Consider the following 24,057-nt stretch of genomic DNA (forward strand, 5'->3'; position numbering starts at 1 on the left):
GGATGGCCAAGGGGCTGTATCTCGGCACGCTGATGGTCGGGCTCGAGCAGAAGGTGATGGGCGGCAACGTGCCGTGGACGCTGCACCACAAGCACGCGGACCACGAGATGCTGAAGCCGGCGTCGCAATGCCAGCCGATCGAGTATCCGAAGCCGGACGGCAAGCTGACGTTCGACCGGCTGTCGTCGGTGTTCATCTCGAACACGAACCACGAGGAGAACCAGCCAGCGCACCTGACACTGAAGGATGCGAACGTGCCGGTGAACGTGAACCTGCGCACGTACGCGGGGCCGGAAGGCCGGTTCTGCCCGGCGGCGGTGTATGAATTCGTGAAGAACGACGACGGCAGCGATCGCCTGGTGATCAACGCGCAGAACTGCGTGCACTGCAAGACCTGCGACATCAAGGACCCGACGCAGAACATCGTGTGGGTCACGCCGGAAGGTGGCGGCGGGCCGAATTACCCGAACATGTAACGCAGCCAAGCGCCGCCACGAGCGGCGCTTTTTTTTGTCACTCAATCGAAGCGGGGCGCCGTTCGATGCAGCGCCCCGCTCCCTTTCGCGCGCGCGACTCGCGCATCTCGCTGGCACCAGTCGCGTGCAGACGCAACACGCGATACCGCGTGCGCTATCGCGCCGCGATCCGCCGGCGGAAGTGTTCGGTACCGTCCACGATCTTGTCGAGCACGGCGTCCAGGGCCCAGAACCGCTCGCGGATGTCGTAGTCGATCGCGCGGCAACGGATCGACTCGAACGTGCCGATTCGCTGATGGTAGAGCTTCGCGAGCGCCGGGTAGCCGAGCGCCTCCGACACGGCCGCAACGACGAGGAACGTCGAGAGTTCGTCGGCCAGCGCCGGATCCGACTCGCCGTGCACGCGCAGCCACCGATAGAGATCCGGGTGGAAATTGGTGAACACGCCGTTGAAACCGGCGGAGCCCGCTTTCATCGCGTCCCATGCAATCGCGGCGTTCGCGTTCAGGATCTTCAGCGGCGACCCGGCCGCAATGGCAACGCGCCGCTTCACGGTTTCCAGATCGCAGCTCACGTCCTTGAGCATCACGAAGCGGCCGGTGTCGATGCAGGCGCGCAGCTCGTCGTCGGACAGCAGCCGCCGGTAAGGCGCCGGACACTCGTACAGGCCGAGCGGCAGATCCGACGGCAGCTGCGCGAGCAGCTTGTGCAGATGGTCGAGAAACGCCGCGCTGCCCTTGCGTTCCGGATCGAGCCGGTTGGTGACGAGCACGACGCCTTGCGCGCCCGATTCGGCTGCCGCGCGCAGTTCTTCGACCTGCGCGTCGAGGCTGTCGCTGACATGTCCCGACGCGACGACGGGCACGCGCCCGGCGACCCGGTCGACCACGAAGCGTGCGAGCTCCGCGCGTTCGGCGAGGCTCAGGAACTGCATCTCGCTCGACTGCGCGACCGCGAACAGCGCATCCGCGCCGTGCGCCAGATACCATTCGATGAGCCGCTCGAGTCCTGCATAGTCGATCGCGCCGGCGTCGTCGAACGGCGTCAGCATCACCGGCACGATTCCCTCGATCGTGACGGCCGATTGCCGCTGTGCTTGCATCTGTTTCTCCTTCCTTCAGTGAATGCGTGTTGCGAATGCCGCGCTCACGCGGGCAGCGGCCCGTGCTCGGCGCTCGCGGACTGTTCGGGTATCGGCTTGCGCACCAGCAGCAGATACGCGATCGCGCCCGCGAACGCGATCGCCGCCGCGGTCAGCAGCGCCGGCACGAACGACCATTTCTGCGCGATGAGGCCGGTCAGGATCGGCGCCAGCGCACCGCCGATGAAGCCGCCGAAGTTCTGGATCGCGCCGAGCGATGCGACCCGGCTCGGCGGCGCAGCCGCCGTCGCGAGTGCCCACGAGCAGGCCGACGCCGCGTTCGCGAGAAAGATCACGACCGAAATGCACGCGAGCGCGACCGTGTTGCTTTCGACGAGCGCGGCCGGAATCGTGAACGCGACCATCCCGAGCATCGCGACCACGACCGCGTTGCGCCGGCTCGACACTGGCGAGCGACTGTGGCGCGTGACCAGATCCGAGAACCAGCCGGCAACGAGCGAGCCGACGAACCCGCACAGGAACGGCACCGACGCGGCAAAGCCGGTGCGGATCAGGCTCATGTGCCGCTCCATCGTCAGGTAGCCCGGCAGCCAGGTCAGATAGACCCAGTTCAGGTACACGGACCCGAAATAGCCGATCAGCATCCCCCAGGTCGTCCCGTGCGAGAACAGGCTGCGCCAGTCGCCGAAGGTCAGCTTCGGCGTGGCGATCGCGCTGTCCGCACCGGCGTCGAGATAGCCGCGTTCGGCCGCGGTCAGTTGCGAGCGTGCCGGATCACGGTACAACGCGAACCACGCGACGGCGACGACGAGGCCGAGCGCGCCGGTCGCGATGAACGCCCAGCGCCAGTTGAACGACACGACGAGGATCGACAGCACCAGCGGCGCGAGTGCGGTGCCGAGCGGCGACGCCGAGTTGAAGATCCCGGTCGGCGTGCCGCGCGCGCGCAGCGGAAACCAGTTGCTGACCACTCGCGCGGCGGACGGGAACTGCGGCGCCTCGCCGATGCCGAGCACGATGCGCGCGACGATGAACCAGCCGAACGTCGACACGATGCCGCCCGCCGCCTGCGCGAGCGACCAGACGATCAGCCCGATGCCGAGCAGCCGGCGCGGCCCGATGCGGTCGACGAGGCCGCCGATCGGCAACTGGCACAGCGCATAGCTCCACGAGAACGCCGACAACAGCAGCCCCATCTGCCCGAGCGACAGGCCGAGGTCGCCGCGGATCGCCGCATTCGCGACGGCCAGCGTGCCGCGATCGAGGTAGTTGACGATCCCGCTCACCATCAGCAGCGCAAGCGCGATGCGCTGGCCGCGCCGGATGCGAGGCGGCGCGCTCGGAAGGGTTTGAGCTTCGCTCATGACGATTGTCTCCATGTCGTAGGTATCGGCCAGTCACGGCCGTTGTGGTCGCAGGCGGCGCCTAAGTGGCCGCGTGCGCGCCGGGAACCTCTTCGCGCGTCGGGATCGACGTCTGCGCGCCGTGACGCGTGACGCTGATCGCGGCCGCGCGCTGGCCGAAGTCGATCGCGTCGTCCATCGACGCACCGCTGGCGCGGGCCGCCGCGAACCCGCCGACGAACGTGTCGCCGGCAGCGGTCGTGTCGACCGCGACCACCGCCTCTGCGCGACGACTCCCGCAGCCCGCGTCGCCGCGCCAGCAGACGCCGCGTGCGCCGAGCGTGACGAGCACGTTGCCGACACCCTTCGCGCGCAGCGCATCGGCTGCGCGCACCGCGGACGCATCGTCGTCGACGCCGATGCCGGTCAGCGACGCCGCTTCGCTTTCGTTGACGACGAGGTAGTCGACCTGCGCCAGCAATGCATCGGGCAATGGCTGCGCAGGCGCCGGATTGAGCAGCACGGGCGTGCGATACGCGGCCGCGCAGGCGATCGCGTGCGCGACGGTCGCGATCGGCACTTCGAGCTGGCACACCAGCAGCGCGGCCTGCGCGATCGTCTCGCGCACCGCGTCGATATGCGCGGCGTCGACGCATGCATTCGCGCCCGGCACGACGACGATGCTGTTCGCGCCGCCGTCGCCGACCGTGATTGCGGCGACGCCCGTTGTCGCGCCGGCAACACGAAGCAGGTGCGTGACGTCGATCCGTTCCGCCGCGAGCGCGTCGTGCAGACGCGCGCCGAACGCGTCGTCGCCGACGCAGCCGATCATCGCGACCGACGCGCCGAGGCGCGCGGCGGCGACCGCCTGGTTTGCCCCCTTCCCGCCGTGAACGGTCTGGAATGTGCTGCCGAGCAGCGTTTCGCCCGGTAGCGGCAGGCGCGGCGCGCGCACCACGAGGTCGATGTTCGCGCTGCCGACGACGGTGACGAGGGGTGGGTTCATGGTGCTCATCTACAAATGTAATCGCTTACATTCGCGCCGGACAAAACGGCCGAAAAAACCGGCACCAACAAAATCCGTGCGGTATTGATGGAATTTGCGTCCGACATAGGGCGGGTTATCATGGTGGATAGCGCTTACATTCTCACAGGCGTGTACTGTGATGCAAGCACGGCCACCATAAATCGAGGGTAAACGATGACGCTTTTGACAACTTGCGACGCCGGCCGGACGTCGCCGCCGGGAGCCAGCCGATGAGCGACGCCCCGCCCCGCGGCGGCACGTCGCGCGCCCGCCGCGGCACCGGCCGTTCGGTGCTCGGCGACGTCGCGAAGCTCGCCGGCGTGTCGACCGCGACCGTCTCGCGCGTCTACAACGATCCCGGCAAGGTGTCGGCCGACGTGCAGCAGCGCGTGCGCGACGCGGCGCGCGCGCTGAACTGGATCCCGAACGCGGCCGGCCGCGCGCTCGCGTCGACCCGCACGCACATCACGGGCGCGATCATTCCGACGCTCGACGATCAAGTCTTCGCGTCGCAGGTCGCCGGCATGCAGGCGGTGATGGCCGAGCACGGCATCACGCTGTTCCTGGGCTGCTCGAACTACGATCCCGCGCAGGCACTTGCGCAAGTGCGTGCGATGCTTGCGCGCGGCGTGGAAGCCGTGTCGCTGGTCGGCGAGGCCTATCCGCCGGAACTGTTCGAACTGCTCGCGCTGCATCGCGTGCCGTATGTCGTCACCTACGCGTATCGCGACGACAGTCCGCATTGCTGCGTCGGATTCGACAACCGCGCGGCGTTCGCCCGGCTCGCCGGGCACCTGCTCGGCCTCGGGCATCGCGATTTTGCGATCATCATGCAGCCGTCGGCCGACAACGACCGCGTGCAGGCGCGCCTGCGCGGCATTCACGAGACGCTCGCCGCGCACGGGCTCGCGGTCCGCCCCGCACATCTGCACGAAGGGCCTGCGTCGATCGCGTTCGGTCGCGCGAGCCTGCGCGCGATCGTCGACGGCACGGCACCGCAGCCCACCGCGGTCATCTGCGGCAATGACGCGCTGGCGCTCGGTGCGTTGCTCGAGGCGCAGGCGCTCGGCATCGACGTGCCGTCGCAACTGTCGATCACCGGATTCGACGACATCGCGCTCGCCCGCGAGATCCGGCCATCGCTGACGACGATGTGGGTCGATACCGATGCGATCGGACGCAAGGCCGCGCACGCATTGCTCGACGCGCTCGAAAACGGCGTGCCCGGGCCGGGTTGCGCGGTGTTGCCCGAATTGCGCACGAGGGAATCGGTCGCACCGCCGGGACGGGCCGGTGCGGCACCGGATTGACGGACTGCAGGGAACCGGCCGATTTGGCGTGCCGCCAGACGAACCGGCACTGCAAACGGATCGTGACGGAATGCGACGATCCCCAAAAACAAACGGGGCGCTGCCTGCCGCAGCGCCCCGTTGTGCTTCGATTCGATGAGATTGGCGTCGCCCCGAGGCGCCTGCCCCGGCCGCGTCAGGTCGCGCTGCCGGCGATCTTCGGCGTCTGCGTTTCGACGTCGCCGCATTGCGCGCGATGGCGCAGCGCGTGATCGATCAGCACGAGCGCGAGCATCGATTCGGCGATCGGCGTCGCGCGAATGCCGACGCACGGGTCGTGGCGGCCGAACGTTTCGACGGTCGCCGGTTCGCCGGCCTTCGTGATCGACCGGCGCGGCGTGCGGATGCTCGACGTCGGCTTGATCGCGATCGATACGGTGATGTCCTGCCCGGTCGAAATGCCGCCGAGCACGCCGCCCGCGTGATTGCCGACGAAGCCGTCCGGCGTCAGCTCGTCGCCGTGCACGGAACCGCGCTGCGCGACGCTGGCGAACCCGGCGCCGATCTCGACGCCCTTCACCGCGTTGATGCTCATCATCGCCTTCGCGATGTCCGCGTCGAGTCGGTCGAACACCGGCTCGCCCCAGCCGACCGGCACGCCCGACGCGACGACGTCGATCCGCGCGCCGATCGAGTCGCCGTCCTTGCGCAGCGCGTCCATGTACGCCTCGAGCTGCGGGACGATGTCCGCGTTCGGCGCGAAGAACGGATTCTCGTGCACGTGCGACCAGTCGACGAACGGCACGTCGATCTCGCCGAGCGCGCTCATGTAGCCGCGCACCTCGACGCCGAAGCGCTCGCGCAGCCATTTCTTCGCGACCGCGCCTGCACCGACGATCGGCGCGGTCAGCCGCGCGGACGAACGGCCACCGCCGCGATAGTCGCGGATCCCGTACTTCTGCCAGTAGGTGTAATCGGCGTGGCCCGGGCGGAACGTCTCGACGATGTTGCCGTAATCCTTGCTGCGCTGGTCGGTGTTGCGGATCAGCAGCGCGATCGGCGCGCCGGTCGTCGTGCCTTCGAACACGCCGGACAGGATCTCGACCTCGTCGGCCTCCTGCCGCTGCGTGACGTGCCGCGACGTGCCGGGTTTGCGGCGGTCGAGCTCGCCCTGGATGTCGACTTCGGTCAGCCCCATGCCCGGCGGGCAGCCGTCGATCACGCAGCCGATCGCGGGACCGTGCGACTCGCCGAAGGTCGTGACAGTGAAAAGCGTGCCGAGGGTATTGCCGGACATGGTGGGACCGCCCAAAGAGAGATAGGCAAACCGATGCGCCGCCCGCCGAAACGCGTGCAGATCGATCGTTCGCCGGTCGAAAGATTAGCTGAGCCGCTATTATGCCAGCCGTCCCGGCGGCGCGGGCCGCGCGATGCGGCCGCTATTCCCGCCGCTATTTCCGCGCGCCGCGCAACTCGGCCACCGCGGCCTGCAGCGCTTCCGGCGTCGCGACTGTCGCTGGCATCGGCTCGCCGACCGCAAGCGTCAACCGGCTCATCACGCCCCGTTTGGCCGGCCGCGGCCAGCGCGCATCCGCGTGTCGCGAGAACACGCTGCCCCACAGCCCGCGCAGCGCCATCGGGATCACGGGCGCCTGCGTGCGGCGCAGGATCTCGGTGATGCCGTGATGGAACGTGTTGATGTCGCCCGTTTTCGTCAGCTTGCCTTCCGGGAAGATGCACACGAGCTCCCCGTCGTTGAGCGCCGCCTCGCACGCATCGTATGCGCGCGCGAGCAGCTCGGGATCCTCGTGGCGCGGCGCGATCGGAATGGCCTTCGCGTGCCGGAACACCCAGCCTGCGAAGCGCGTCTTGAAGATCCGGTGATCCATCACGAAGCGGATCGGCCGCGGGCTCGCGGCCGCGAGCACCAGCGCGTCGACATAGCTGACGTGATTGCACACGAGCACGGCCGCCCCCTCTTCCGGAATCCGCTCCGCATGCACGAGCCGGATCCGGTAGAACGTATGCACGAGCACCCACGCGACGAAGCGCAGCAGGAATTCGGGCACGAGCAGGTAGATGTACGCGGCGACCACGACGTTGAGCAGCGCGGTCACGAGGAAGATGCCGGGAATGTCGACGCCGGCCTTGGTGAGGCCCATCGCCATCACCGCCGACACGATCATGAACAGTGCGTTCAGGATGTTGTTCGCGGCGATGATCCGCGCGCGGTGCGTCGGCGCGCTGCGGCTCTGGATCAGCGCATAGAGCGGCACGCTGTAGAAGCCGCCGAACATCGCGAGCAGGAACAGGTCGGCGAGGATGCGCCAGTGGCGCGCGCCGGCGAGGAATTCGCCGACCGACAGCAGGTGGCCAGGCACCGGCAGCGCATGGCTCGCGAAATACAGTTCGATCGCGAAGAAGCTGATGCCGATCGAGCCGAGCGGCACGAGGCCGATCTCGACGCGGCGTTGCGACAGCCGCTCGCACAGCAGCGAACCGAGGCCGATGCCGACCGAGAACGTCGCGAGCAGGATCGTGACGACGTCGGGGCTCGCGGACAGCACGTCCTTCGCGAAGTTGAAGAACGACGTGAGGAACGTCGCGCCGACGAACCACAGCCACGAGATGCCGAGCAGGCTCAGGAACACCGTGCGGTTCTGCCCCGCGAGCGCGAGATTGCGCCACGTTTCGGTGAACGGATTCCAGTTGATCACGAGATCGGGCTGCGGCGCGGGCGTCGGCGGCACGCGCTGCGCGACGAGTCGCCCCGCGAGTGCGATCACGACGACGCTGACGGCCAGCACGAGCTCGCCGCTGCCGGCGAGCCCCGCGGCGGCGCCGCCGATGATCGTGCCGATCAGGATCGCGATGAACGTGCCCATCTCGACGAGACCGTTGCCGCCGACCAGTTCGTGATCGTTCAGGTGCTGCGGCAGGTACGAATACTTGACGGGCCCGAACAGCGTCGAGTGCATCCCCATCATGAACGTGCACAGATACAGCAGCGCCGCGCTGTGCGTGACGAAGCCCGCGGCCCCGACGAGCATCAGCACGATCTCGAAGGTCTTCACGAAGCGCGTGAGGCGCGCCTTGTCGTACTTGTCGGCGATCTGGCCGGACGTCGCGGAGAACAGCACGAACGGCAGAATGAAGATCGCGGAGATCAGGAACGCGGCGGTCTTCGCGTCGACGCCGGAAAACCGCGCGGTTTGGTAGGTAACGAGCGACGTGAAGCCGATCTTGAAGACGTTGTCGTTCAATGCACCCAGGAACTGGGTCGTGAAGAACGGCGCGAAACGGCGCTCGCGCAGCAGGTCGAACTGGGACGCGTGCGCGCGCCGTTCGCTGCGGCGCTCGGACGAGGCTGTCGTGTGATCGCTCATGCGGAATGCGCGCGCTTCGTTGCGGCGAAGCTGCGCGGGCCCTGTGTTGTTGGTGTTGTCATCGAGAAGTCAGCCCCGGAAGAAAGGCTCATGCGCGGCCCGCGCCACCGCATGCCGGAAAGTCGCGCCCGTGCGAGCGGCCCGGGCGCAACGTTCAGCCGGCGACCGGCTTGTGGGCTTCGGTTTCCGGCTCCGGCCAGTCGCGGATATACGCCTTCAGCATCCGGTTCTCGAAGCTCTGCGCCTCGACGACCGTCTTCGCGACGTCGTAGAACGAAATGACGCCCATCAGCACCTTCTGGTCGAGCACCGGCATGTAGCGCGCATGGCGCTCGAGCATCATGCGGCGCACTTCGTTGACGTCCGTTTCCGGCGTGCACGTGAGCGGCTCGTCCATCACCTTGCGCACCTGCACGTCGCCGATCGCGCCGCCGTTCTCGCGCAGGCGGATGATGATCTCGCGGAACGTCAGCATCCCGACGAGATCGCCGTACTCCATCACGACGAGCGAACCGATATCGTGTTCGGCCATCGTATCGACCGCTTCGCGCAGCGGCTTATCGGGCGTCACCGTAAACAGCGTGTTGCCCTTCACTTTCAGAATGTCGCTGACGCGCATCGTAGTCCCCTCATGCATATATGCAAAACCGGCTTTCGATCCTATCGGAAAGCATGTCAAAAAGAAAGCGGCGGCGGCCGCCAACGCCCGTCCGCGCGCGGCGGGCGTCGCGCCCCGGCGCCAGCCGGCCCGCTTGCGGACACCCGGCGCTCGCCGCACAATGACCCCATGGACAGCGGCCCGAGGAGACGGCCATGGCGCATACGCATACGGAGCATTTCGCCAGCTTCGCTGATTTCTACCCGTACTACCTGAACGAACACCAGAACCTGACGTCGCGGCGGCTGCACTTCATCGGCTCGCTCGGCGTGATCGGCTGCGTCGCAATGGCGATCGCGACCGGCGGCTGGCTGTGGCTGCCGGCCGCTGTCGTCTGCGGCTATGCGTTCGCGTGGGTCGGACACTTCTTCTTCGAGAAGAACCGCCCGGCCACCTTCCGCCACCCGATCTACAGCCTGATGGGCGACTGGGTGATGTTCAGGGACATCTGCACGGGCAAGATCCCGCTTTGATCCAGCGTCGATCCCGCCCTGACCGCGCCGGCGCCGCGCGCGATCCGCGCACGGCCCGCGCTTACGCGGTGCGGTGCGGCCGTGCGTGCGCGTCCGCCACGTCCGGCGCGTGCGCGCGGGCGGCCGCGTCCGCGACCGGATGCGCGCCCGCGAGCCGGTGCGCGGCGATCAGCGACGCGAGCGACACGTCGAGGCGGTCGCTCGACAGCACGGCGAGCAGCGCCGCGCCGTCGACGTGGGTGCGGCGCCGCTGCAGCTGGTAGGTCAGCTCGGTGCGGTCGATCACCAGCACGTCGAACAGCTGCGCGAGCGTCAGCTGGTCGGGATTCGCGAGCAGCACGTAGCGCGACCCGCCGTTGCCGCCCTCCAGCCGCGCGATCCACTCCTTCTCCTCCAGCAACGCCAGCAGGCGTTGCGCGGTTTCCATGTCGCAGCGCAGCATCGCCGCGAGCATCACCGCCGAATAGCCCGGCTTGCCGGCCGCGCGCGCCTCGGCGAGCCGTGCGAGCAGCTCCAGTGCGTCGAGCAGGTCGCTGCCCGGGTAATGGACGCGGTGGAACTGGCCGACGCGAATCGCCGGCAGTGCCGACGTCACCATCGCGCCCAGCAGCGCGATGAACCAGCTCAGATACATCCACAACAGGAACACCGGCAACGCGGCGAACGCGCCGTATACGGCCGTGTAGGTCGGAATCCGGCGCACGTAGTAGCCGAAGCCGCGCTTCGCGAACTCGAACGCAATCGCCGCGAACAGCCCGCCGATCACCGCGTCGCGCCACGCGACCGTGCAGTTGGGGAGATATACGTAAAGGAGCGTGAATGCGAGCACCGTCAGCGGCAGCGACAGGAACGTGAGCATCCATTCGACGACGGGCGGCGTCGACTGTGCGCCCGTGAACGCGAGCGACTGCGTGAACAGGTACGACGAAATCGACAGGCTCACGCCGAACAGCAGCGGACCGAGCGTGATCAGCGCCCAGTACGCGAGCACGCGCTGCGCGAACGGCCGCGGCTTGCGCACGCGCCAGATCAGGTTGAACGCGGATTCGATCGTCATCATCGTCATCACGGACGTGACGACGAGCACGATCAGGCCGGCCGTCGTCAGCCCTTTCGCCTTCGACGCGAACTGGTTCAGGTACTTGAAGATCTGGGTGTTGAACTGCGCGGGCATCAGGTGATCGGCGAGAAACCCCTGCAGCGAGATCTGGAACGACGCGAACATCGGGAACGCGGTGAACAGCGCGAACGCGACCGTCACGAGCGGCACGAGCGCCAGCATCGTCGTGAACGTGAGGCTGCCCGCCACTTGCGGGATGCGGTCCTCGGCGCTGCGTTTCGCGGCAAAGCGCGCGAGGCGCTTGAGGGTGTCGAGATCGACGCTCAACTTCGGCAAACGGCTTCCTCCTTCGACGTACGCTGCGCCACACGGCGCGCACCGTCGCTTCGCACGACGGCTTCAGCCCCTATAATAGCCGCTCAATCCGGCAGGGGCGGGTCGCGCAACGCGCGTGCAGGCGCTGCCGCGAAAACGCCCCTTTGCCCATGAAAGACATTCTCGTCCTTTATTACAGCCGTCATGGCGCGACGCGCGACCTCGCGCTCGCGATCGCGAACGGCATCGACAGCGTGCCGGGCATGCAGGCGCGCATCCGCACCGTGCCGCCCGTCTCCACCGTCTGCGAGGCGAGCGCGCCCGACATCCCCGAAGACGGCCCGCCGTACGCGGAGTTGCGCGATCTCGAAGAATGCGCGGGCCTCGCGCTCGGCTCGCCGACCCGCTTCGGCAACATGGCCGCATCGCTCAAGTATTTCCTCGACGGCACGACGCCGCAATGGCTGGCCGGCGCGCTGACCGGCAAGCCCGCGTGCGTGTTCACGTCGACCGGCAGCCTGCATGGCGGCCAGGAATCGACGCTGCTGTCGATGATGCTGCCGCTGCTCCATCACGGGATGATGATCGTCGGCATCCCGTACACCGAATCCGCGCTCAGCACGACGCAGACGGGCGGCACGCCGTACGGCGCGTCGCATGTGTCGCGGCACGAGCGCGCCGCGCCCGGCGGGCTGTCCGCCGACGAAAAGGCGCTCGCGGCCGCACTCGGCGTGCGGCTCGCCCGCACGGCCGCCGCCCTTGCCGACGCGCAGGCCGCCGCATGAATCCGCCCGGGCCCGCCGTCCCTACTCCGGCCACTACGGCCCCTCCGGCCGCCCGGCCGCGCTACGCGCAGGCCGCAGCCGCGTGCGTCGTCGCGCTGATCGCGCTGTCGCTCGCGTGGGAGCTGTGGCTCGCGCCGCTGCGTCCCGGCGGCTCGGCGCTGATGCTGAAGGCGGTACCGCTCGCGCTCGCGCTGCCCGGCGTCTGGCGGCGTAACATCTACACGATGCAATGGGCGAGCATGCTGATCCTCGCCTACTTCGCCGAAGGCGTCGTGCGCGGCATGTCCGATCGCGGGCTGTCCGCGACGCTCGGCTGGTGCGAGACCGCGCTCGCCGTCGGCTTCTTCGCGGCGGCGCTTGCGTACGTCGCACCGTTCAAACGCGCGGCAAAGCAGCAAAAGCAGCAGAAACAGCAACGCGCCACGCCCTGACCCTTACGCGACCCTACGCGACCGAACGTCATGAATTCTTCCGAAGCTTTTGTCTCCGCCTGCCGGCAGGCGATCGGCGCCGACCACGTGCTGACCGATCCGCACGATACCGAACCGTTTCTCACCGACTGGCGCCGCCGCTACCAGGGCGCCGCGTGCGCGGTGCTGAAGCCCGCGAACACCGATGAAGTCGCGGCGCTCGTGAAGCTCGCGAACACGTACGGCGTCGCGCTCGTGCCGCAAGGCGGCAATACGGGCCTCGCCGGCGGTGCGACGCCCGACGCGAGCGGCAGCCAGGCCGTGCTGAGCCTCGCGCGCCTCAATCGCGTGCGTGCGCTCGATCCGCACAACAGCACGATCACCGTCGAAGCCGGCGTGATCCTCGCCGACGTGCAGGCGCGCGCGCGCGACGCCGGGCGGCTGTTCGCGCTGAGCCTCGCGGCCGAGGGCAGCTGCACGATCGGCGGCAACCTCGCGACCAATGCGGGCGGCACCGCGGTGCTGCGCTACGGCAATGCGCGCGAGCTGTGCCTCGGGCTCGAGGTCGTGACGCCGCAGGGCGAGATCTGGGACGGCCTGCGCGGACTGCGCAAGGACAACACCGGCTACGACCTGCGCGACCTGTTCATCGGCGCCGAAGGCACGCTCGGCATCATCACCGCGGCCGTGATGAAGCTGCATCCGCTGCCGGCCGCGCAGGTCACCGCACTCGCCGCGCTCGACTCGCCGCATGCGGCGCTCGACTTCCTCGCGCTCGCGCAGCGCGCGGCCGGGCCGCTGCTGACCGGCTTCGAGCTGATGTCGGATTTCTGCATGCAGCTCGTCGGCAAGCACTATCCGCAGCTGCGCTATCCGTTCGACCGGACCCACCCGCAGACGGTGCTGCTCGAACTGTCGGACAACGAAGGCGAAGCGCATGCGCGCGCGCTGTTCGAGAAGCTGATGGAAGAGGCGTTCGAAGCCGGTATCGTCGTCGATGCGGTGGTCGCGGAGAATCTCGCGCAATCGCGCGCGTTCTGGGACCTGCGCGAACACATCCCGCTCGCGCAGGCCGACGAAGGGCTCAACATCAAGCACGACATCGCGGTGCCGATCTCGTCGATCGCGCGCTTCATCGACGAAACCGACGCGGCGATCCAGCAGGCGGCGCCGGGCGCGCGGATGGTGACGTTCGGCCACCTCGGCGACGGCAACCTCCACTACAACGTGCAGACGCCTGAAGGCGGCGACGCGAAGGCGTTCCTCGCCGAATACCAGGCGCCGGTCAACCGGATCGTCTACGACAACGTGCACCGCCACCGCGGCACGATCAGCGCGGAACACGGGATCGGCCAGCTGAAGATCGACGACGCGCAGCGCTACAAGTCGCCGGTCGAGATCGGGCTGATGCGCGCGCTGAAGGCCGCGCTCGATCCGCGCGGCCTGATGAACCCCGGCAAAGTGCTACGCTGAAGACAACCGTTCCGGAGCGACGCCAGTGAAAGTTCGCGTGCTGTCCGACCTGCATCTCGAAGGCAACCTGCCCGAAGTCATCCCGCATGCCGACGCGGATCTCGTCGTGCTGGCCGGCGACATCCACAACCACGCGGAAGGCCTGCGCTGGGCCGCCGAGACGTTCGACCCCGACGTGCCCGTGATCTACGTGCCGGGCAATCACGAGTACTACGACGGTGAATTCGGCGCGCTCGAAGCGGCGATGCGCGACGCGGCGCGCGCGCTCGACAACGTGCACTACCTGAACAACGACGTCTACGTCGATCCGGCCGGGCGCTTCCGGGTGCTCGGCACGACGTTCTGGACCGACTTCGCGCTGTTCGGCGATGACGCCGCCGGGATCGCGCATGCGATCGACGCGGCATCGCGCGTGATGCTCGACTTCAAGGGACTGATCCAGGTGACGTGGCCGCACGACGCGGCGCTGCATGCCGGCAAGGATGCGCCGGAGCGCGGCGCCGAGCGCGATTTCACGCCGGCCGATGCGCTCGCGCTGCACCGCCGCTCGCGCGCGTGGCTCGAAGCGCAGCTCGCGACGCCGTTCGCGGGCACGACGATCGTCGTCACCCACCACGCGCCGCACCGGCGTTCGCTCGCCGAGCGCTACGCGCAGGATCCGGTATCGGCAGGGTTCGTCAACGATCTGGCGGGACTCGTGCGGGCGCCGGTCGCACTGTGGGTGCACGGCCACACGCATACGTCATTCGACTACGTGACGGAGGACGGCACACGCGTCGTCTGCAATCCGCGCGGCTACATTCACCGGCGCAGCGGCGAGCGGGAAAACACCGCGTTCGCGTGGGACAAGGTCGTGACGCTCGACGTGCCGGCCATCCGCGAGCCGGCGCCCGCCGAGCGTCAGGACTGAAGGTGTGATACGGGGTGTGATTCGGGGTGTAATTCGGCGCGTGCTTCGAAGAGGCGATTCGAACGCGTCATTCGCGACGTTTCAACGCCCGAGCCGGCGCGCGGCCTCCGACGCCGAGCGCACCCGCACCGGTGCCGGCTGCATCCGCGCCTTCATCGCGCGCAGCAGGTCGCGCGACGCGACGGCGGCGATCACGCCGAACAGGATTCCAAGGCCGATCATCAGGTGCGTATTCATTGCTACTCCGGGTTGCAGGTCACTCTGGATCAGACAGTATCAAACTGCCGGCCGGACGAAGGTAAAAAAGTGTTGCACGAAGGACAAATCTCGTTAGATTGCGCAACAACGCGACATCATGTCGCGCGCGCGAACTGCTCGAGCGCGGCCTCGTCGGCCTCGAGCGTCGCCGGTATCTCGTCGCGCAGGAAATCGACCCAGGTCCGGATCTTCGCGTCGAGGTACTGGCGTGACGGATACAGCGCGTAGATGCCCATCACGTGCGACCGGTATTCGGGCATCACGCGCACGAAACTGCCGTTGCGCAGCCCGGCGATCGCCGAGTACAGCGGCAGCACGCCGATCCCCATCCCTTCCCGCACGGCCACCGCGAGTGCCTCGGCGACGTTCACGCGGAACGGCGGCCCCGACAGCGCGACGCGCTCGTCGCCGTTCGGCCCGGACAGCGTCCATTCGTCGTATTGAAAACCGGGCGCGACCATCCCGAGGCAGACGTGCTGCGCGAGATCCTGCGGCCGCTGCGGCACGCCATGCTGCTCGAGGTATCGGGGCGACGCGCAGGCGACGCTGTAGGTTTCGCCGAGCCGTTGCGACACGAGCCCCGAATCCGGCAGCTCGCGGCCGACGACGATGGCGACGTCGTAGCCTTCGTCGAGCAGGTCCGGCATCCGCTGCGCGAGCGTCAGATCGACGTGCACGTCCGGATAGCGCTCGCGATAACGCGACACGGCCGGCACCGTGTAGTGCTGGCCGAGGCTCGTGAAGCAATGCACCTTCAGCTTGCCCGACGGGTGCGCATGCGCGTCGCTCGCCTCCGCTTCCGCCTGGTCGACGTACGCGAGGATCTGCTCGCAGCGCTGCAGATAGCGTTCGCCGGCCTCGGTCAGCGCGATCCGGCGCGTGGTCCGGTTCAGGAGCCGCGTGCGCAGGTGCGCCTCCAGGTCCGAGACGGCGCGCGACGCGTAGGCGGTCGTCGAATTCATCTGCTGTGCGGCCGCGGTGAAGCTGCCGGCGTCGACCACGCGGACGAATACCCGCATGTTCTGTAACGTATCCATGCCATTACCCGTTTGAATCCGACAGGATTGTTGCACAGGGGCGTACAAATATTATCTCAGCATTCGTAAAAATGACTTGCACCGTTGTCCATTTATTCAGGAATCGCTGAAAAATATAATCCTATCCGGCTCATCTATATCCGAAAGGGAGAAAATCGTGCAGTCTCCGGCAATAAAAGGGACGCTCGCAGCCGCGGTTCTTGCAGTCTCATTAATAATGGCCGGATGCGCGAGCATGGGCGACAACAAGCCGCAGTCCACACAGACCGACCCGGCATCGCTCGACGCCGGTGCGGCCATCCGCGCGGCCGATCGCGACGCCGGCTGGCCCGCGGCCGACTGGTGGCGCGCGTATCACGATCCGCAGCTCGATGCGTGGATCGCCGCCGCGCAGGCCGGCAACCCGTCGCTCGCGGCCGCGCAGGCGCGCGTGCGCGAGGCGCAGGCGATGGCCCGCGTCGCGCACTCAGCCGAACTGCCGCAGATCAACGGCAACCTGTCGCTGATGCGCGAGCACTGGCCCGACAACGTGTTCTACGGCCCGGGGCCGCTCGCGAACGCCGACACCTGGAACAACACCGGCACGCTCGGCCTGTCGTATCACCTCGACCTGTGGGGCAAGGACAAGAACGCGACCGAGCGCGCGCTCGACGTCGCGCATGCGACCGCGGCCGATGCCCGCGCGGCGCGGCTCGAGCTCGAGGTCAACGTCGTGCGCGCGTATGTCGGCTTGTCGATGAACTACGCGCTGCTCGACCTCGCGCACGAGACGTTCGAGCGCCAGCGCGCGGTCGCCGATCTCGCGCGCAAGCGGCTGCAGGCCGGCATCGGTACGCAGCTCGAAGTCAGCCAGGCGGAATCGACGCTGCCCGACTACGAGCGCCAGATCGATTCGTACGAGGAAGCGATCCAGCTCGCGCGCCACCAGCTTGCCGCGCTCGCCGGCAAGGGCCCGGGCGCCGGCGATTCGATCACGCGGCCGAAGCTCGCGCTCGACGCGCCGGCCAGCCTGCCGTCCGCCATGCCGGCCGACCTGCTCGGCCGCCGGCCGGACGTCGTCGCGGCGCGCTGGAAGGTCGACGCGCAAGCGCGCGGCATCGACGTCGCGAAGGCCGCGTTCTACCCGAACATCGACCTGCTCGCGACCGTCGGCGGCTTCGGCGTGACCGCGCCGTTCGCCGACTTCCTGCGCGCGATGAACGGCGGCTGGACGGCCGGCCCCGCGCTGTCGCTGCCGATCTTCGAAGGCGGCCGCCTGCGCGCGCAGCTCGGCGCGGCGTCGGCCGGCTACGACCAGGCGGTCGAGCAATACAACCAGACGATCGTCGGCGCGCTGAAGGACATCGCCGACCAGGTCGTGCGGATCCGCTCGCTCGACACGCAGAAGAAGGATGCCGCGCGCTCGGTGGCCGCGAACGACCGCAGCTACCAGCTGTCGCGCGAGGGCTTCCGGCGCGGGCTGACCGACTACGTGAACGTGCTGGTCGCGCAGCAGCAACTGCTGCGTGCGCAGGAAACGGCCGCGCGGATCGATGCGGAACGCCTGGCCGCGCATGCGCAGCTGATGGCCGCGCTCGGCGGCGGCGTCGAGACGGGCGAGGACGGACAGGGCGGCCAGCCGCAGCATGATGCAGCACCCGCTGCCGCCGCATCGAATGCCGGCGCGCATGGCGCCCAGGCGCCTGCCGCCACGTCCGGCGCGAAGCCCGTGGCGTCGGCCGCCCGGCCCGCGCAGGTCGCAACCGCCAGCGCGACCGGCACGCCGGCCGCACGGTAACGCGGAGCGCGAGCCATGTCAGCCTCCTCCCCCGCTTCCACGCACGCCGGCGGCTCGCTGTCGGCCTGGTACGCCGCGTTCGGCGACTGGGCACGCACCGACGGCGCCGCATGGCTCTACCTCGCCAAGGCGCTGCTCGCCGCGTTCATCTCGGTCGGCGTGTCGATGCGGCTCGACCTGCCGGCACCGAAGACGGCGATGACCACGGTGTTCATCGTGATGCAGCCGCAAAGCGGCGCCGTGCTCGCGAAGAGTTTCTACCGCGTGGCCGGCACGATCTTCGGCCTCATCGCGACGCTCACGTTCGTCGGGCTGTTCCCGCAGCAGCCGCAACTGTTCCTGCTGTCCATCGCGCTGTGGATCGCGCTGTGCACGGCCGGCGCCGCACGCAACCGCAACTTCCGCAGCTACGGCTTCCTGCTCGCCGGTTATACGACAGCGCTGATCGGCCTGCCCGCGTCGCAGCACCCGGACAGCGCATTCATGAGCGCGATGACGCGTGTCTCCGAGGTCATCGTCGGGATCGTGTCGGCCGGTGTCGTCAGCGCGCTCGTGTTTCCGCAGTACACGGGCGAGCAGATGCGCACGACGGTGCGCAAGCGTTTCGGGAGTTTCGTCGACTACGTCGCGTCGGCGCTGTCCGGCCAGCTCGACCGCACACACATCGAAACCATCCATACCCGCTTCGTCGCCGACGTGGTCGGTTTCGAGGCCGCGCGCAGCATGGCGGTATTCGAGAACCCCGACACGCGCATGCGCAGCGGCCGCCTCGCGCGGCTGAACAGCGAGTTCATGAGCGCATCGAGCCGTTTCCACGCGCTGCACCAGCTGATGAACCGGCTGCACGCGGCCGGCGCGCAGGCCGCGATCGATGCGATCGAGCCGTATTTCCGCGAGATCGCGCCGCTGCTCACGCGCAACGGCGAACCCGTGCGCACGTCGGCGGACGCCGAGCACTCGGCCGAGCAACTGCTCGCGTGGCGCGACGCGCTGCCGCGCCGCATCCGCGCGACGCGTGCGGAACTCGAAACGCAGCCGGACTTCCCGCTGCTCGACTTCGACACGGCCGCCGAGCTGCTGTACCGCTTCATCACCGATCTGCAAGAGTATGCGGCGACCTATGCGTCGCTCGCGACCGCGACGCACGAGCGCGAACGCTGGATCGAGCGCTACGAGCCGCGCACCAACCTGACGGCTGCGCTGATCGCGGGCATCCGCACCGCGACCGTGATCCTCGTGCTCGGCTGGTTCTGGATCGAGACCGCATGGCCAAGCGGCGTCACGATGGTGCTGACGGCGGCGGCGACCTGCGCACTCGCGTCGTCGACGCCGCGCCCGACCGCGATGTCCGCTCAAATGGGCATCGGCACGGCCCTCGCGGTCTGCACGGGTTTTCTGCTGATGTTCGGGATCTACCCGCGGATCGACGGCTTCGTCCTGCTGTGCGTGGCGCTCGCGCCGCTGCTCGCGATCGGCATCTACATGACGCTGAAGCCAAAGCTCGCGGGCTACGGCATGGGCTACCTGATCTTCTTCTGCTTCCTGGCCGGCCCGGACAGCGTCACGCACTACGACCCGAGCGGATTCATGAACGACGCGCTCGCGCTCGTGCTGTCGATGCTCGTGTCGGCGATCGCGTTCGCGGTGCTGTTCCCGCCGACCGCGCCGTGGCTGAAGAAGCGCCTGTTCGCGGACCTGCGCCACCAGGCCGTCGCGGCCTGCCACGCACGCCTCGCCGGGCTGCGCACGCGCTTCGAGAGCGGCGCGCGCGACCTGATGTACCAGGCGCACGTGATCTCGGCCGACCAGCCGGACGCGCAACGCGACGCGCTGCGCTGGATGTTCGCCGTGCTCGAGGCGGGCAACGCAGCGATCGACCTGCGCGACGAACTCGCGACGCTGCCGCCCGACCCGCGCTACGCGGCAACGATGCCGTGGCGCCGCGCGATCGAAACAATGCGCACGGCGCTCGCCGCGCTGTTCTCGAAGCCGTCCGCGGACCGCTTCGACACGACGCTCGCCGCAACGGAGGCCGCGATCGACGCGACCCGGCAGGCGCTCGTCGCGTTCGCGCCGCCGCGCGACGAACGCCACCAGCTGCAGCGGATCCTGAGCCACCTGCATTTCGTGCGCACCGCGCTGCTCGATCAGGAATCGCCGCTCGCGTCGCTGAACCGCAGCCGCGCTGCGCGCCCCCAACCAGGAGCCTTGTCATGATGCCGCGTGAAATCGCCATCCTCGATGCCTACATGCCCACGGTCGTGCTGATGTTCGTCGTCGGCGCGCTGGGCACGTGGGCAGTCGACCGCCTGCTCGCCTACACCGGGCTCTACCGTGTCGTCTGGCACCCGTCGCTGTTCCGGGCCTGCCTCCTCGTCTGCATCTGCGGCGGACTGAGTCTCGCCGTTTACCGTTGATATAGAACAATCATGATCCTGCGCAAACTCTTCGGCTTCGTCGCGACAGCCGTCATCCTCATCGTCGCGATACTGATCGGGCGCTCGCTCTGGGTGCACTACATGGACGATCCATGGACCCGCGACGGACGCGTGCGCGCCGAGATCGTCAACGTCGCGCCGGACGTGTCGGGCGCGATCGTCGAGCTGCCCGTGCACGACAACCAGCTCGTGAAGAAAGGCGACCTGATCATGCAGATCGACCCGTCGCATTACCAGATCGCGGTCGAGCAGGCCCAGGCCGCCGTCGCCGCCCGCCGCGCGGAACTGCAGATGCGGCGCGACGACGCGGCCCGCCGCGCGGACCTCGATGCGCTCGTCGTGTCGAAGGAAAACCGCGAGAACGCAGCGCACAGCGCATCGAGCGCCGATGCGCAGTATCAGCAGGCGCTCGCCGCGCTCGACGCCGCGAAGCTCAACCTCGAGCGCACGCGCGTCGTCGCGCCGGTCGACGGCTACATCACGAACCTGCAGACGTTCAACGGCAACTACGCGACCGCCGGCCAGGCCAAGCTCGCGATCGTCGACAGCCACTCGTTCTGGGTCTACGGCTATTTCGAGGAAACCAAGCTGCCGCGCGTGAAGGTCGGCGCGCCGGCCGAGATGCGGCTGATGAGCGGCGGCGTGCTGAAGGGCCATGTCGAGAGCATCTCGCGCGGCATCTACGACCGCGACAACCCGCAAAGCCGCGATCTCGTCGCCGACGTGAACCCGACCTTCAACTGGGTGCGCCTCGCGCAGCGCGTGCCGGTGCGGATCAAGATCGACGAGGTGCCGGACGGCGTGCTGCTGTCGGCCGGCACGACGTGCACGGTCGTCATCGATCCGGACAACAAGCAGAAGAAGTCGTAACGACGGCGGTCATGCGCGCGGCCGCGGCGGAGGGTGGACCATCCGCGCGGCGGCGTCACTCCCAGAAGAACCGGTAAGGCAGGAACGGCGACGGGCCGATCCCGTACTCCGCCAGCATGTTGCGCAGCCGCAGCGCGAAGCCGACCGCGCCGAGCACGACGAGCGCCACGATCACCCAGCGACGGTTCACGTCCGGCACGCGCAGCAGCGGCACGAAGTGGCAGCCCATCGCGAACAGCACGAGCCACTGGAAGCGCAGGCCCGCGTAGCTGATGCGCGCGAGCAGGAAGCTCGCGATCTCGCACGCGAACAGGAACACCAGCGTGCGCGGCATGCGTCCGAGCAAGGCCCAGCCCGCGCCGAGCACCAGCAGCGCGAGCAGCAGCGGCGCCGCCCCCGACATCTGCGCGGGCGGCGTGAACGCCGCGTAGGTGCCGAACTTGATCATCAGTTCCTTGTGACGCGCGGCGAACGTCACGATGGCGATCGCAGCCATCAGGCCGACATAGCGCATTGCGCGTATCCGCCGGATCTGCAGCAGCGTGACGAGCAGCACCGCCGATATATGCATGCCCGTTGCCGCGACCGCCAGCGCGATCGACGTGCCGTGCCTGCGCCGGTCCCACGCGTCGGATGCGATCTTCGCGACGCAGAACGCGAGCCCGTAACGCAGCCCGTTCATCGCCATGTCGTAGAAGAACAGCGGGAAGATCACCGTGGCAAAAACGAGCGCGTCGCCGTCGCTGCGTCCGAACGCCACGATGCACGCGATCACGACCAGCAGCGTGACGATCGCGACCGTGATGCGCGGGTCGTGCCCGATCCATTCGAGCGCACGGACGAGCCAGACGAACCCCGGCTCGAGCGTGCGCACGGTCTTGACCGGATTGCCGGTCCGGATGCCCTCGATGATGTCGAGATACGACGCCGTGTCGGTGCCCGTCGCGCCGCGCAGCATCGCCATCACCGCGGCCGGCGCAATGCCGGCCGCAAGCCATCGCCAGCCGGCGACACGCATCCGGGTGCCGGCCGCGGCCGCCGCAAGCATGCACAGGTATCCCGTCAGATAAGCAATCATCGTTATGTCGATCGACCCGCTCGTCGCGCGTGCCCGTTGCGGTACACTGCGCATCGCAGGTCCTGGCCCCCAATCTGTCTCGACGCGCATTTTATGAGATAGCGCGCGCCGTGACTGTCGGGTTTTGTCCCTGATCGACAAGATTGACGCTATCGAACGATATCGCGCGGGCCTGACGGGCACCGCCCCGCGCCGCGCCTGTCAGGCTGCGTACCGGAAGCGCCCGACCAGTGCCTTGAGGGACTGCGCCTGCTCGTCGAGCGCGCGTGCGGCAGCCGCCGCCTGCTCGACGAGCGCCGCATTCTGCTGGGTGCCGTCATCCATCTGCGTGACCGCGCGGCCGATCTCGTCGATGCCCGCGCTCTGCTCGCTCGACGCGGCCGAGATTTCACCCATGATGTCGGTCACGCGCTTCACCGCGCGCACCACGTCGTCCATCGTGCGGCCGGCATCGTGCGCGAGCGTCGCGCCGTTCGCGACGCGCTCGACCGATGCGCCGATCAGCGACCGGATCTCCTTCGCCGCGGTCGCCGCACGCTGTGCGAGCGAGCGCACCTCGCCGGCGACCACCGAGAAGCCGCGCCCCTGCTCGCCGGCGCGCGCCGCCTCGACGGCCGCATTCAGCGCGAGGATGTTGGTCTGGAACGCGATGCCCTCGATCACGCCGATGATGTCGCGGATGCTCTTCGCGCTGTCGTCGATCTCGCTCATCGTCGCGACCACCCGGCCGACGACTTCGCCGCCCGCTTCCGCGACCGCCGACGCGTTCGCCGCGAGCGCGCTCGCCTGGCGCGCGTTCTCGGCGTTCTGGCGCACGGTCGACGTCAGTTGCTCCATGCTGGCCGCGGTCCGCTCGAGCGCGACCGCCTGCTGCTCGGTGCGCTGCGACAGGTCGAGGTTACCCATCGAGATCTCGCCGGACGCGGCCGCGATCGCCTCGGCGCTGACGGCGATCTCGCCGACGGTCGACGCGAGCCCCGCCTGCATCTCGGACAGCGCGCGGACCATGCTGTCGCGGTCATGCTTGCCGAGCGCGATCGGCCGCGTCAGGTCGCCGCGCGCGATGTCCGCCGCGATCGCCTTCGCATACGCGGGCTCGCCTCCGAGCTGCGCGACGAGGCGGCGCACGACGCGCTCGGCAACCACGAACGCCAGCACGAACAGCGCGGCGGTCATCGCGGCGATCAACGCGATCGACGACGAGAAGATCGTTGCGGACGCATCGAGCGTCGCCTTCGACTTGGCACCACGCGTCTTCACGAGATCGGCGACGAGCTTCTCGAGCTTGCCGGTTTCGACGAGCAGCGACACGTCCTGCGTGCCGACCTGCCAGTTCATCTGCGACAGGTCGAGCGGCTGCGCGCGCACGAGCGTCACGAAATCGCGCAGATGGCCGCTCCACGTGCCGACCGCCGACGCGAACGCGCGCAGCCGCGCCGAATCGTCCGCGTCCGCCGGATCCGCGTAGCGCTGCAGCGTGCCGAGCGCGCGGCCGATCGACGCCAGTCCCGCGTCGATCTCCGCGCCGAGATCGTCGCGTTCCTTCGCGGTCGTCGCGGTCAGCAGCGACTTCTGCGCGCGGCTCGCGCGCAGCACCTCGGCCCGCACCTCCTCCGCCGCGCGGCTCGCAACGTGGCCCTGCTCGTAGACCGACGCAATCGAGCCGTTCAGCCGGTTGATCTGCGCGAGCGAAAACACGCCGATCGCGAGCGTGCCGGCCAGCAGCACCGCGAACGCGGCGCGCAGCGCCGCCTTGACGCTCCAGGGTTGGCGTCCGCGCGTGGCAGCGCGCGCGGCGCCGCTGTCGGTCATGACGGCCGGAGCGCCCGGCTGCGGGCGCAGTGAAGCTGCTTTCATCGATATATCCCCGTATTGTTCACGCTGCCGGAAAG

22 protein-coding genes are annotated in these 24,057 nt (G+C 68.5%); 11 read left to right on the forward strand and 11 right to left on the reverse strand.

All coding sequences use genetic code 11. The features are described from left to right. On the forward strand, positions 1-476 hold a 476-nt coding region (locus DID96_RS26965), incomplete at its 5' end, for a 4Fe-4S dicluster domain-containing protein (RefSeq protein ID WP_185732367.1). Between the two features lie 154 nt (positions 477-630). On the opposite strand, the gene DID96_RS26970 is transcribed toward DID96_RS26965, so the two are convergent. From DID96_RS26970 to rbsK, 3 genes are read right to left on the reverse strand one after another with little or no spacing between them, the layout of a single operon-like run. Continuing rightward, positions 631-1,578, reverse strand: coding sequence for a dihydrodipicolinate synthase family protein (locus DID96_RS26970; RefSeq protein ID WP_124602296.1), 948 nt, complete (start codon positions 1,576-1,578; stop codon positions 631-633). A gap of 44 nt (positions 1,579-1,622) precedes the next feature. Further along, positions 1,623-2,957, reverse strand: coding sequence for an MFS transporter (locus tag DID96_RS26975; protein ID WP_409333818.1), 1,335 nt, complete (start codon positions 2,955-2,957; stop codon positions 1,623-1,625). Between the two features lie 46 nt (positions 2,958-3,003). Next, positions 3,004-3,936, reverse strand: coding sequence for a ribokinase (rbsK, locus tag DID96_RS26980; RefSeq protein WP_124602298.1), 933 nt, complete (start codon positions 3,934-3,936; stop codon positions 3,004-3,006). A 242-nt stretch (positions 3,937-4,178) separates the two neighbouring features. Between rbsK and DID96_RS26985 the strand changes: the two genes are divergently transcribed. Further along, entirely contained in the window at positions 4,179-5,258 is a 1,080-nt protein-coding gene (locus DID96_RS26985; protein WP_124602299.1) for a LacI family DNA-binding transcriptional regulator, read from the forward strand. Positions 5,259-5,433: 175 nt separating this feature from the next. On the opposite strand, the gene aroC is transcribed toward DID96_RS26985, so the two are convergent. The 3 genes from aroC to DID96_RS27000 form a co-directional block, all read right to left on the reverse strand. After that, the gene (aroC, locus tag DID96_RS26990) at positions 5,434-6,534 is read right to left on the reverse strand and encodes a chorismate synthase (protein ID WP_124602300.1); all 1,101 of its coding nucleotides are present in this window, start codon (positions 6,532-6,534) and stop codon (positions 5,434-5,436) included. A 154-nt stretch (positions 6,535-6,688) separates the two neighbouring features. Further along, the gene (locus tag DID96_RS26995; RefSeq protein WP_124602301.1) at positions 6,689-8,623 is read right to left on the reverse strand and encodes an MFS transporter; all 1,935 of its coding nucleotides are present in this window, start codon (positions 8,621-8,623) and stop codon (positions 6,689-6,691) included. Between the two features lie 154 nt (positions 8,624-8,777). Next, positions 8,778-9,242: a CBS domain-containing protein gene (locus DID96_RS27000; protein WP_124602302.1), complete on the reverse strand. Its 465-nt coding sequence runs from the start codon at positions 9,240-9,242 to the stop codon at positions 8,778-8,780. 194 nt (positions 9,243-9,436) lie between these two features. Between DID96_RS27000 and DID96_RS27005 the strand changes: the two genes are divergently transcribed. Next, on the forward strand, positions 9,437-9,754 hold the full coding sequence (locus tag DID96_RS27005) for an Mpo1-like protein (RefSeq protein WP_124602303.1): 318 nt from the start codon (positions 9,437-9,439) through the stop codon (positions 9,752-9,754). Positions 9,755-9,815: 61 nt separating this feature from the next. Here the strand turns inward: DID96_RS27005 and DID96_RS27010 are convergent, their stop codons facing one another. Continuing rightward, positions 9,816-11,150 (reverse strand): YihY family inner membrane protein, encoded by a 1,335-nt coding sequence (locus DID96_RS27010; protein ID WP_124602304.1) that lies wholly within the window; start codon positions 11,148-11,150, stop codon positions 9,816-9,818. A gap of 149 nt (positions 11,151-11,299) precedes the next feature. Between DID96_RS27010 and wrbA the strand changes: the two genes are divergently transcribed. Genes wrbA through DID96_RS27030 form a run of 4 tightly spaced genes read left to right on the forward strand, consistent with a single transcriptional unit; the run spans position 11,300 to position 14,707 of the window. Continuing rightward, positions 11,300-11,914, forward strand: a complete 615-nt coding sequence (gene wrbA / locus DID96_RS27015; protein ID WP_124602305.1) for an NAD(P)H:quinone oxidoreductase — start codon at positions 11,300-11,302, stop codon at positions 11,912-11,914. After that, complete coding sequence (locus DID96_RS27020; protein WP_124602306.1) at positions 11,911-12,345, forward strand: DUF2069 domain-containing protein; 435 nt, start codon at positions 11,911-11,913, stop codon at positions 12,343-12,345. The genes wrbA and DID96_RS27020 overlap by 4 nt, the downstream gene beginning before the upstream one ends. Positions 12,346-12,375: 30 nt before the next feature. Continuing rightward, the gene (locus DID96_RS27025) at positions 12,376-13,797 is read left to right on the forward strand and encodes an FAD-binding oxidoreductase (RefSeq protein ID WP_124602307.1); all 1,422 of its coding nucleotides are present in this window, start codon (positions 12,376-12,378) and stop codon (positions 13,795-13,797) included. 25 nt (positions 13,798-13,822) lie between these two features. Next, the gene (locus tag DID96_RS27030; protein ID WP_124602308.1) at positions 13,823-14,707 is read left to right on the forward strand and encodes a metallophosphoesterase; all 885 of its coding nucleotides are present in this window, start codon (positions 13,823-13,825) and stop codon (positions 14,705-14,707) included. An 81-nt stretch (positions 14,708-14,788) separates the two neighbouring features. On the opposite strand, the gene DID96_RS38445 is transcribed toward DID96_RS27030, so the two are convergent. Then, entirely contained in the window at positions 14,789-14,944 is a 156-nt protein-coding gene (locus DID96_RS38445; RefSeq protein ID WP_185732368.1) for a hypothetical protein, read from the reverse strand. A gap of 116 nt (positions 14,945-15,060) precedes the next feature. Then, a complete protein-coding gene (locus DID96_RS27035; RefSeq protein WP_124602309.1) occupies positions 15,061-16,002 on the reverse strand; it encodes a LysR family transcriptional regulator in 942 nt (313 codons plus the stop codon). A gap of 157 nt (positions 16,003-16,159) precedes the next feature. Between DID96_RS27035 and DID96_RS27045 the strand changes: the two genes are divergently transcribed. From DID96_RS27045 to DID96_RS27060, 4 genes are read left to right on the forward strand one after another with little or no spacing between them, the layout of a single operon-like run. Next, entirely contained in the window at positions 16,160-17,779 is a 1,620-nt protein-coding gene (locus tag DID96_RS27045; protein WP_124602310.1) for an efflux transporter outer membrane subunit, read from the forward strand. 15 nt (positions 17,780-17,794) lie between these two features. Next, positions 17,795-19,996: an FUSC family protein gene (locus tag DID96_RS27050; protein WP_124602311.1), complete on the forward strand. Its 2,202-nt coding sequence runs from the start codon at positions 17,795-17,797 to the stop codon at positions 19,994-19,996. Then, on the forward strand, positions 19,993-20,196 hold the full coding sequence (locus DID96_RS27055; RefSeq protein ID WP_124602312.1) for a DUF1656 domain-containing protein: 204 nt from the start codon (positions 19,993-19,995) through the stop codon (positions 20,194-20,196). The genes DID96_RS27050 and DID96_RS27055 overlap by 4 nt, the downstream gene beginning before the upstream one ends. Positions 20,197-20,208: 12 nt before the next feature. After that, positions 20,209-21,087, forward strand: coding sequence for an HlyD family secretion protein (locus tag DID96_RS27060; RefSeq protein ID WP_124602313.1), 879 nt, complete (start codon positions 20,209-20,211; stop codon positions 21,085-21,087). Positions 21,088-21,142: 55 nt separating this feature from the next. On the opposite strand, the gene DID96_RS27065 is transcribed toward DID96_RS27060, so the two are convergent. Then, positions 21,143-22,165, reverse strand: coding sequence for an EpsG family protein (locus DID96_RS27065; protein ID WP_185732369.1), 1,023 nt, complete (start codon positions 22,163-22,165; stop codon positions 21,143-21,145). 201 nt (positions 22,166-22,366) lie between these two features. Further along, positions 22,367-24,022, reverse strand: a complete 1,656-nt coding sequence (locus DID96_RS27070) for a methyl-accepting chemotaxis protein (RefSeq protein ID WP_124602315.1) — start codon at positions 24,020-24,022, stop codon at positions 22,367-22,369. Positions 24,023-24,057: the final 35 nt, after the last annotated feature.

It is taken from the genome of Burkholderia sp. Bp8963, from assembly GCF_003854275.1.
Lineage (GTDB): Bacteria > Pseudomonadota > Gammaproteobacteria > Burkholderiales > Burkholderiaceae > Burkholderia.

What these genes read in the sequence shown, in the direction of transcription:
- DID96_RS27000 (WP_124602302.1), bottom strand. Translation starts at nt 9,242, where the DNA reads ATGCGCGTCAGCGACATTCTGAAAGTGAAGGGCAACACGCTGTTTACG.
- DID96_RS27050 (WP_124602311.1), top strand. Translation starts at nt 17,795, where the DNA reads ATGTCAGCCTCCTCCCCCGCTTCCACGCACGCCGGCGGCTCGCTGTCG.
- DID96_RS27070 (WP_124602315.1), bottom strand. Translation starts at nt 24,022, where the DNA reads ATGAAAGCAGCTTCACTGCGCCCGCAGCCGGGCGCTCCGGCCGTCATG.
- DID96_RS27055 (WP_124602312.1), top strand. Translation starts at nt 19,993, where the DNA reads ATGATGCCGCGTGAAATCGCCATCCTCGATGCCTACATGCCCACGGTC.
- DID96_RS27020 (WP_124602306.1), top strand. Translation starts at nt 11,911, where the DNA reads ATGAATCCGCCCGGGCCCGCCGTCCCTACTCCGGCCACTACGGCCCCT.
- DID96_RS26985 (WP_124602299.1), top strand. Translation starts at nt 4,179, where the DNA reads ATGAGCGACGCCCCGCCCCGCGGCGGCACGTCGCGCGCCCGCCGCGGC.
- wrbA (WP_124602305.1), top strand. Translation starts at nt 11,300, where the DNA reads ATGAAAGACATTCTCGTCCTTTATTACAGCCGTCATGGCGCGACGCGC.
- DID96_RS27005 (WP_124602303.1), top strand. Translation starts at nt 9,437, where the DNA reads ATGGCGCATACGCATACGGAGCATTTCGCCAGCTTCGCTGATTTCTAC.
- aroC (WP_124602300.1), bottom strand. Translation starts at nt 6,534, where the DNA reads ATGTCCGGCAATACCCTCGGCACGCTTTTCACTGTCACGACCTTCGGC.
- rbsK (WP_124602298.1), bottom strand. Translation starts at nt 3,936, where the DNA reads ATGAGCACCATGAACCCACCCCTCGTCACCGTCGTCGGCAGCGCGAAC.
- DID96_RS26975 (WP_409333818.1), bottom strand. Translation starts at nt 2,957, where the DNA reads ATGGAGACAATCGTCATGAGCGAAGCTCAAACCCTTCCGAGCGCGCCG.
- DID96_RS27065 (WP_185732369.1), bottom strand. Translation starts at nt 22,165, where the DNA reads ATGATTGCTTATCTGACGGGATACCTGTGCATGCTTGCGGCGGCCGCG.
- DID96_RS27025 (WP_124602307.1), top strand. Translation starts at nt 12,376, where the DNA reads ATGAATTCTTCCGAAGCTTTTGTCTCCGCCTGCCGGCAGGCGATCGGC.
- DID96_RS26995 (WP_124602301.1), bottom strand. Translation starts at nt 8,623, where the DNA reads ATGAGCGATCACACGACAGCCTCGTCCGAGCGCCGCAGCGAACGGCGC.
- DID96_RS27035 (WP_124602309.1), bottom strand. Translation starts at nt 16,002, where the DNA reads ATGGATACGTTACAGAACATGCGGGTATTCGTCCGCGTGGTCGACGCC.
- DID96_RS38445 (WP_185732368.1), bottom strand. Translation starts at nt 14,944, where the DNA reads ATGAATACGCACCTGATGATCGGCCTTGGAATCCTGTTCGGCGTGATC.
- DID96_RS27060 (WP_124602313.1), top strand. Translation starts at nt 20,209, where the DNA reads ATGATCCTGCGCAAACTCTTCGGCTTCGTCGCGACAGCCGTCATCCTC.
- DID96_RS26970 (WP_124602296.1), bottom strand. Translation starts at nt 1,578, where the DNA reads ATGCAAGCACAGCGGCAATCGGCCGTCACGATCGAGGGAATCGTGCCG.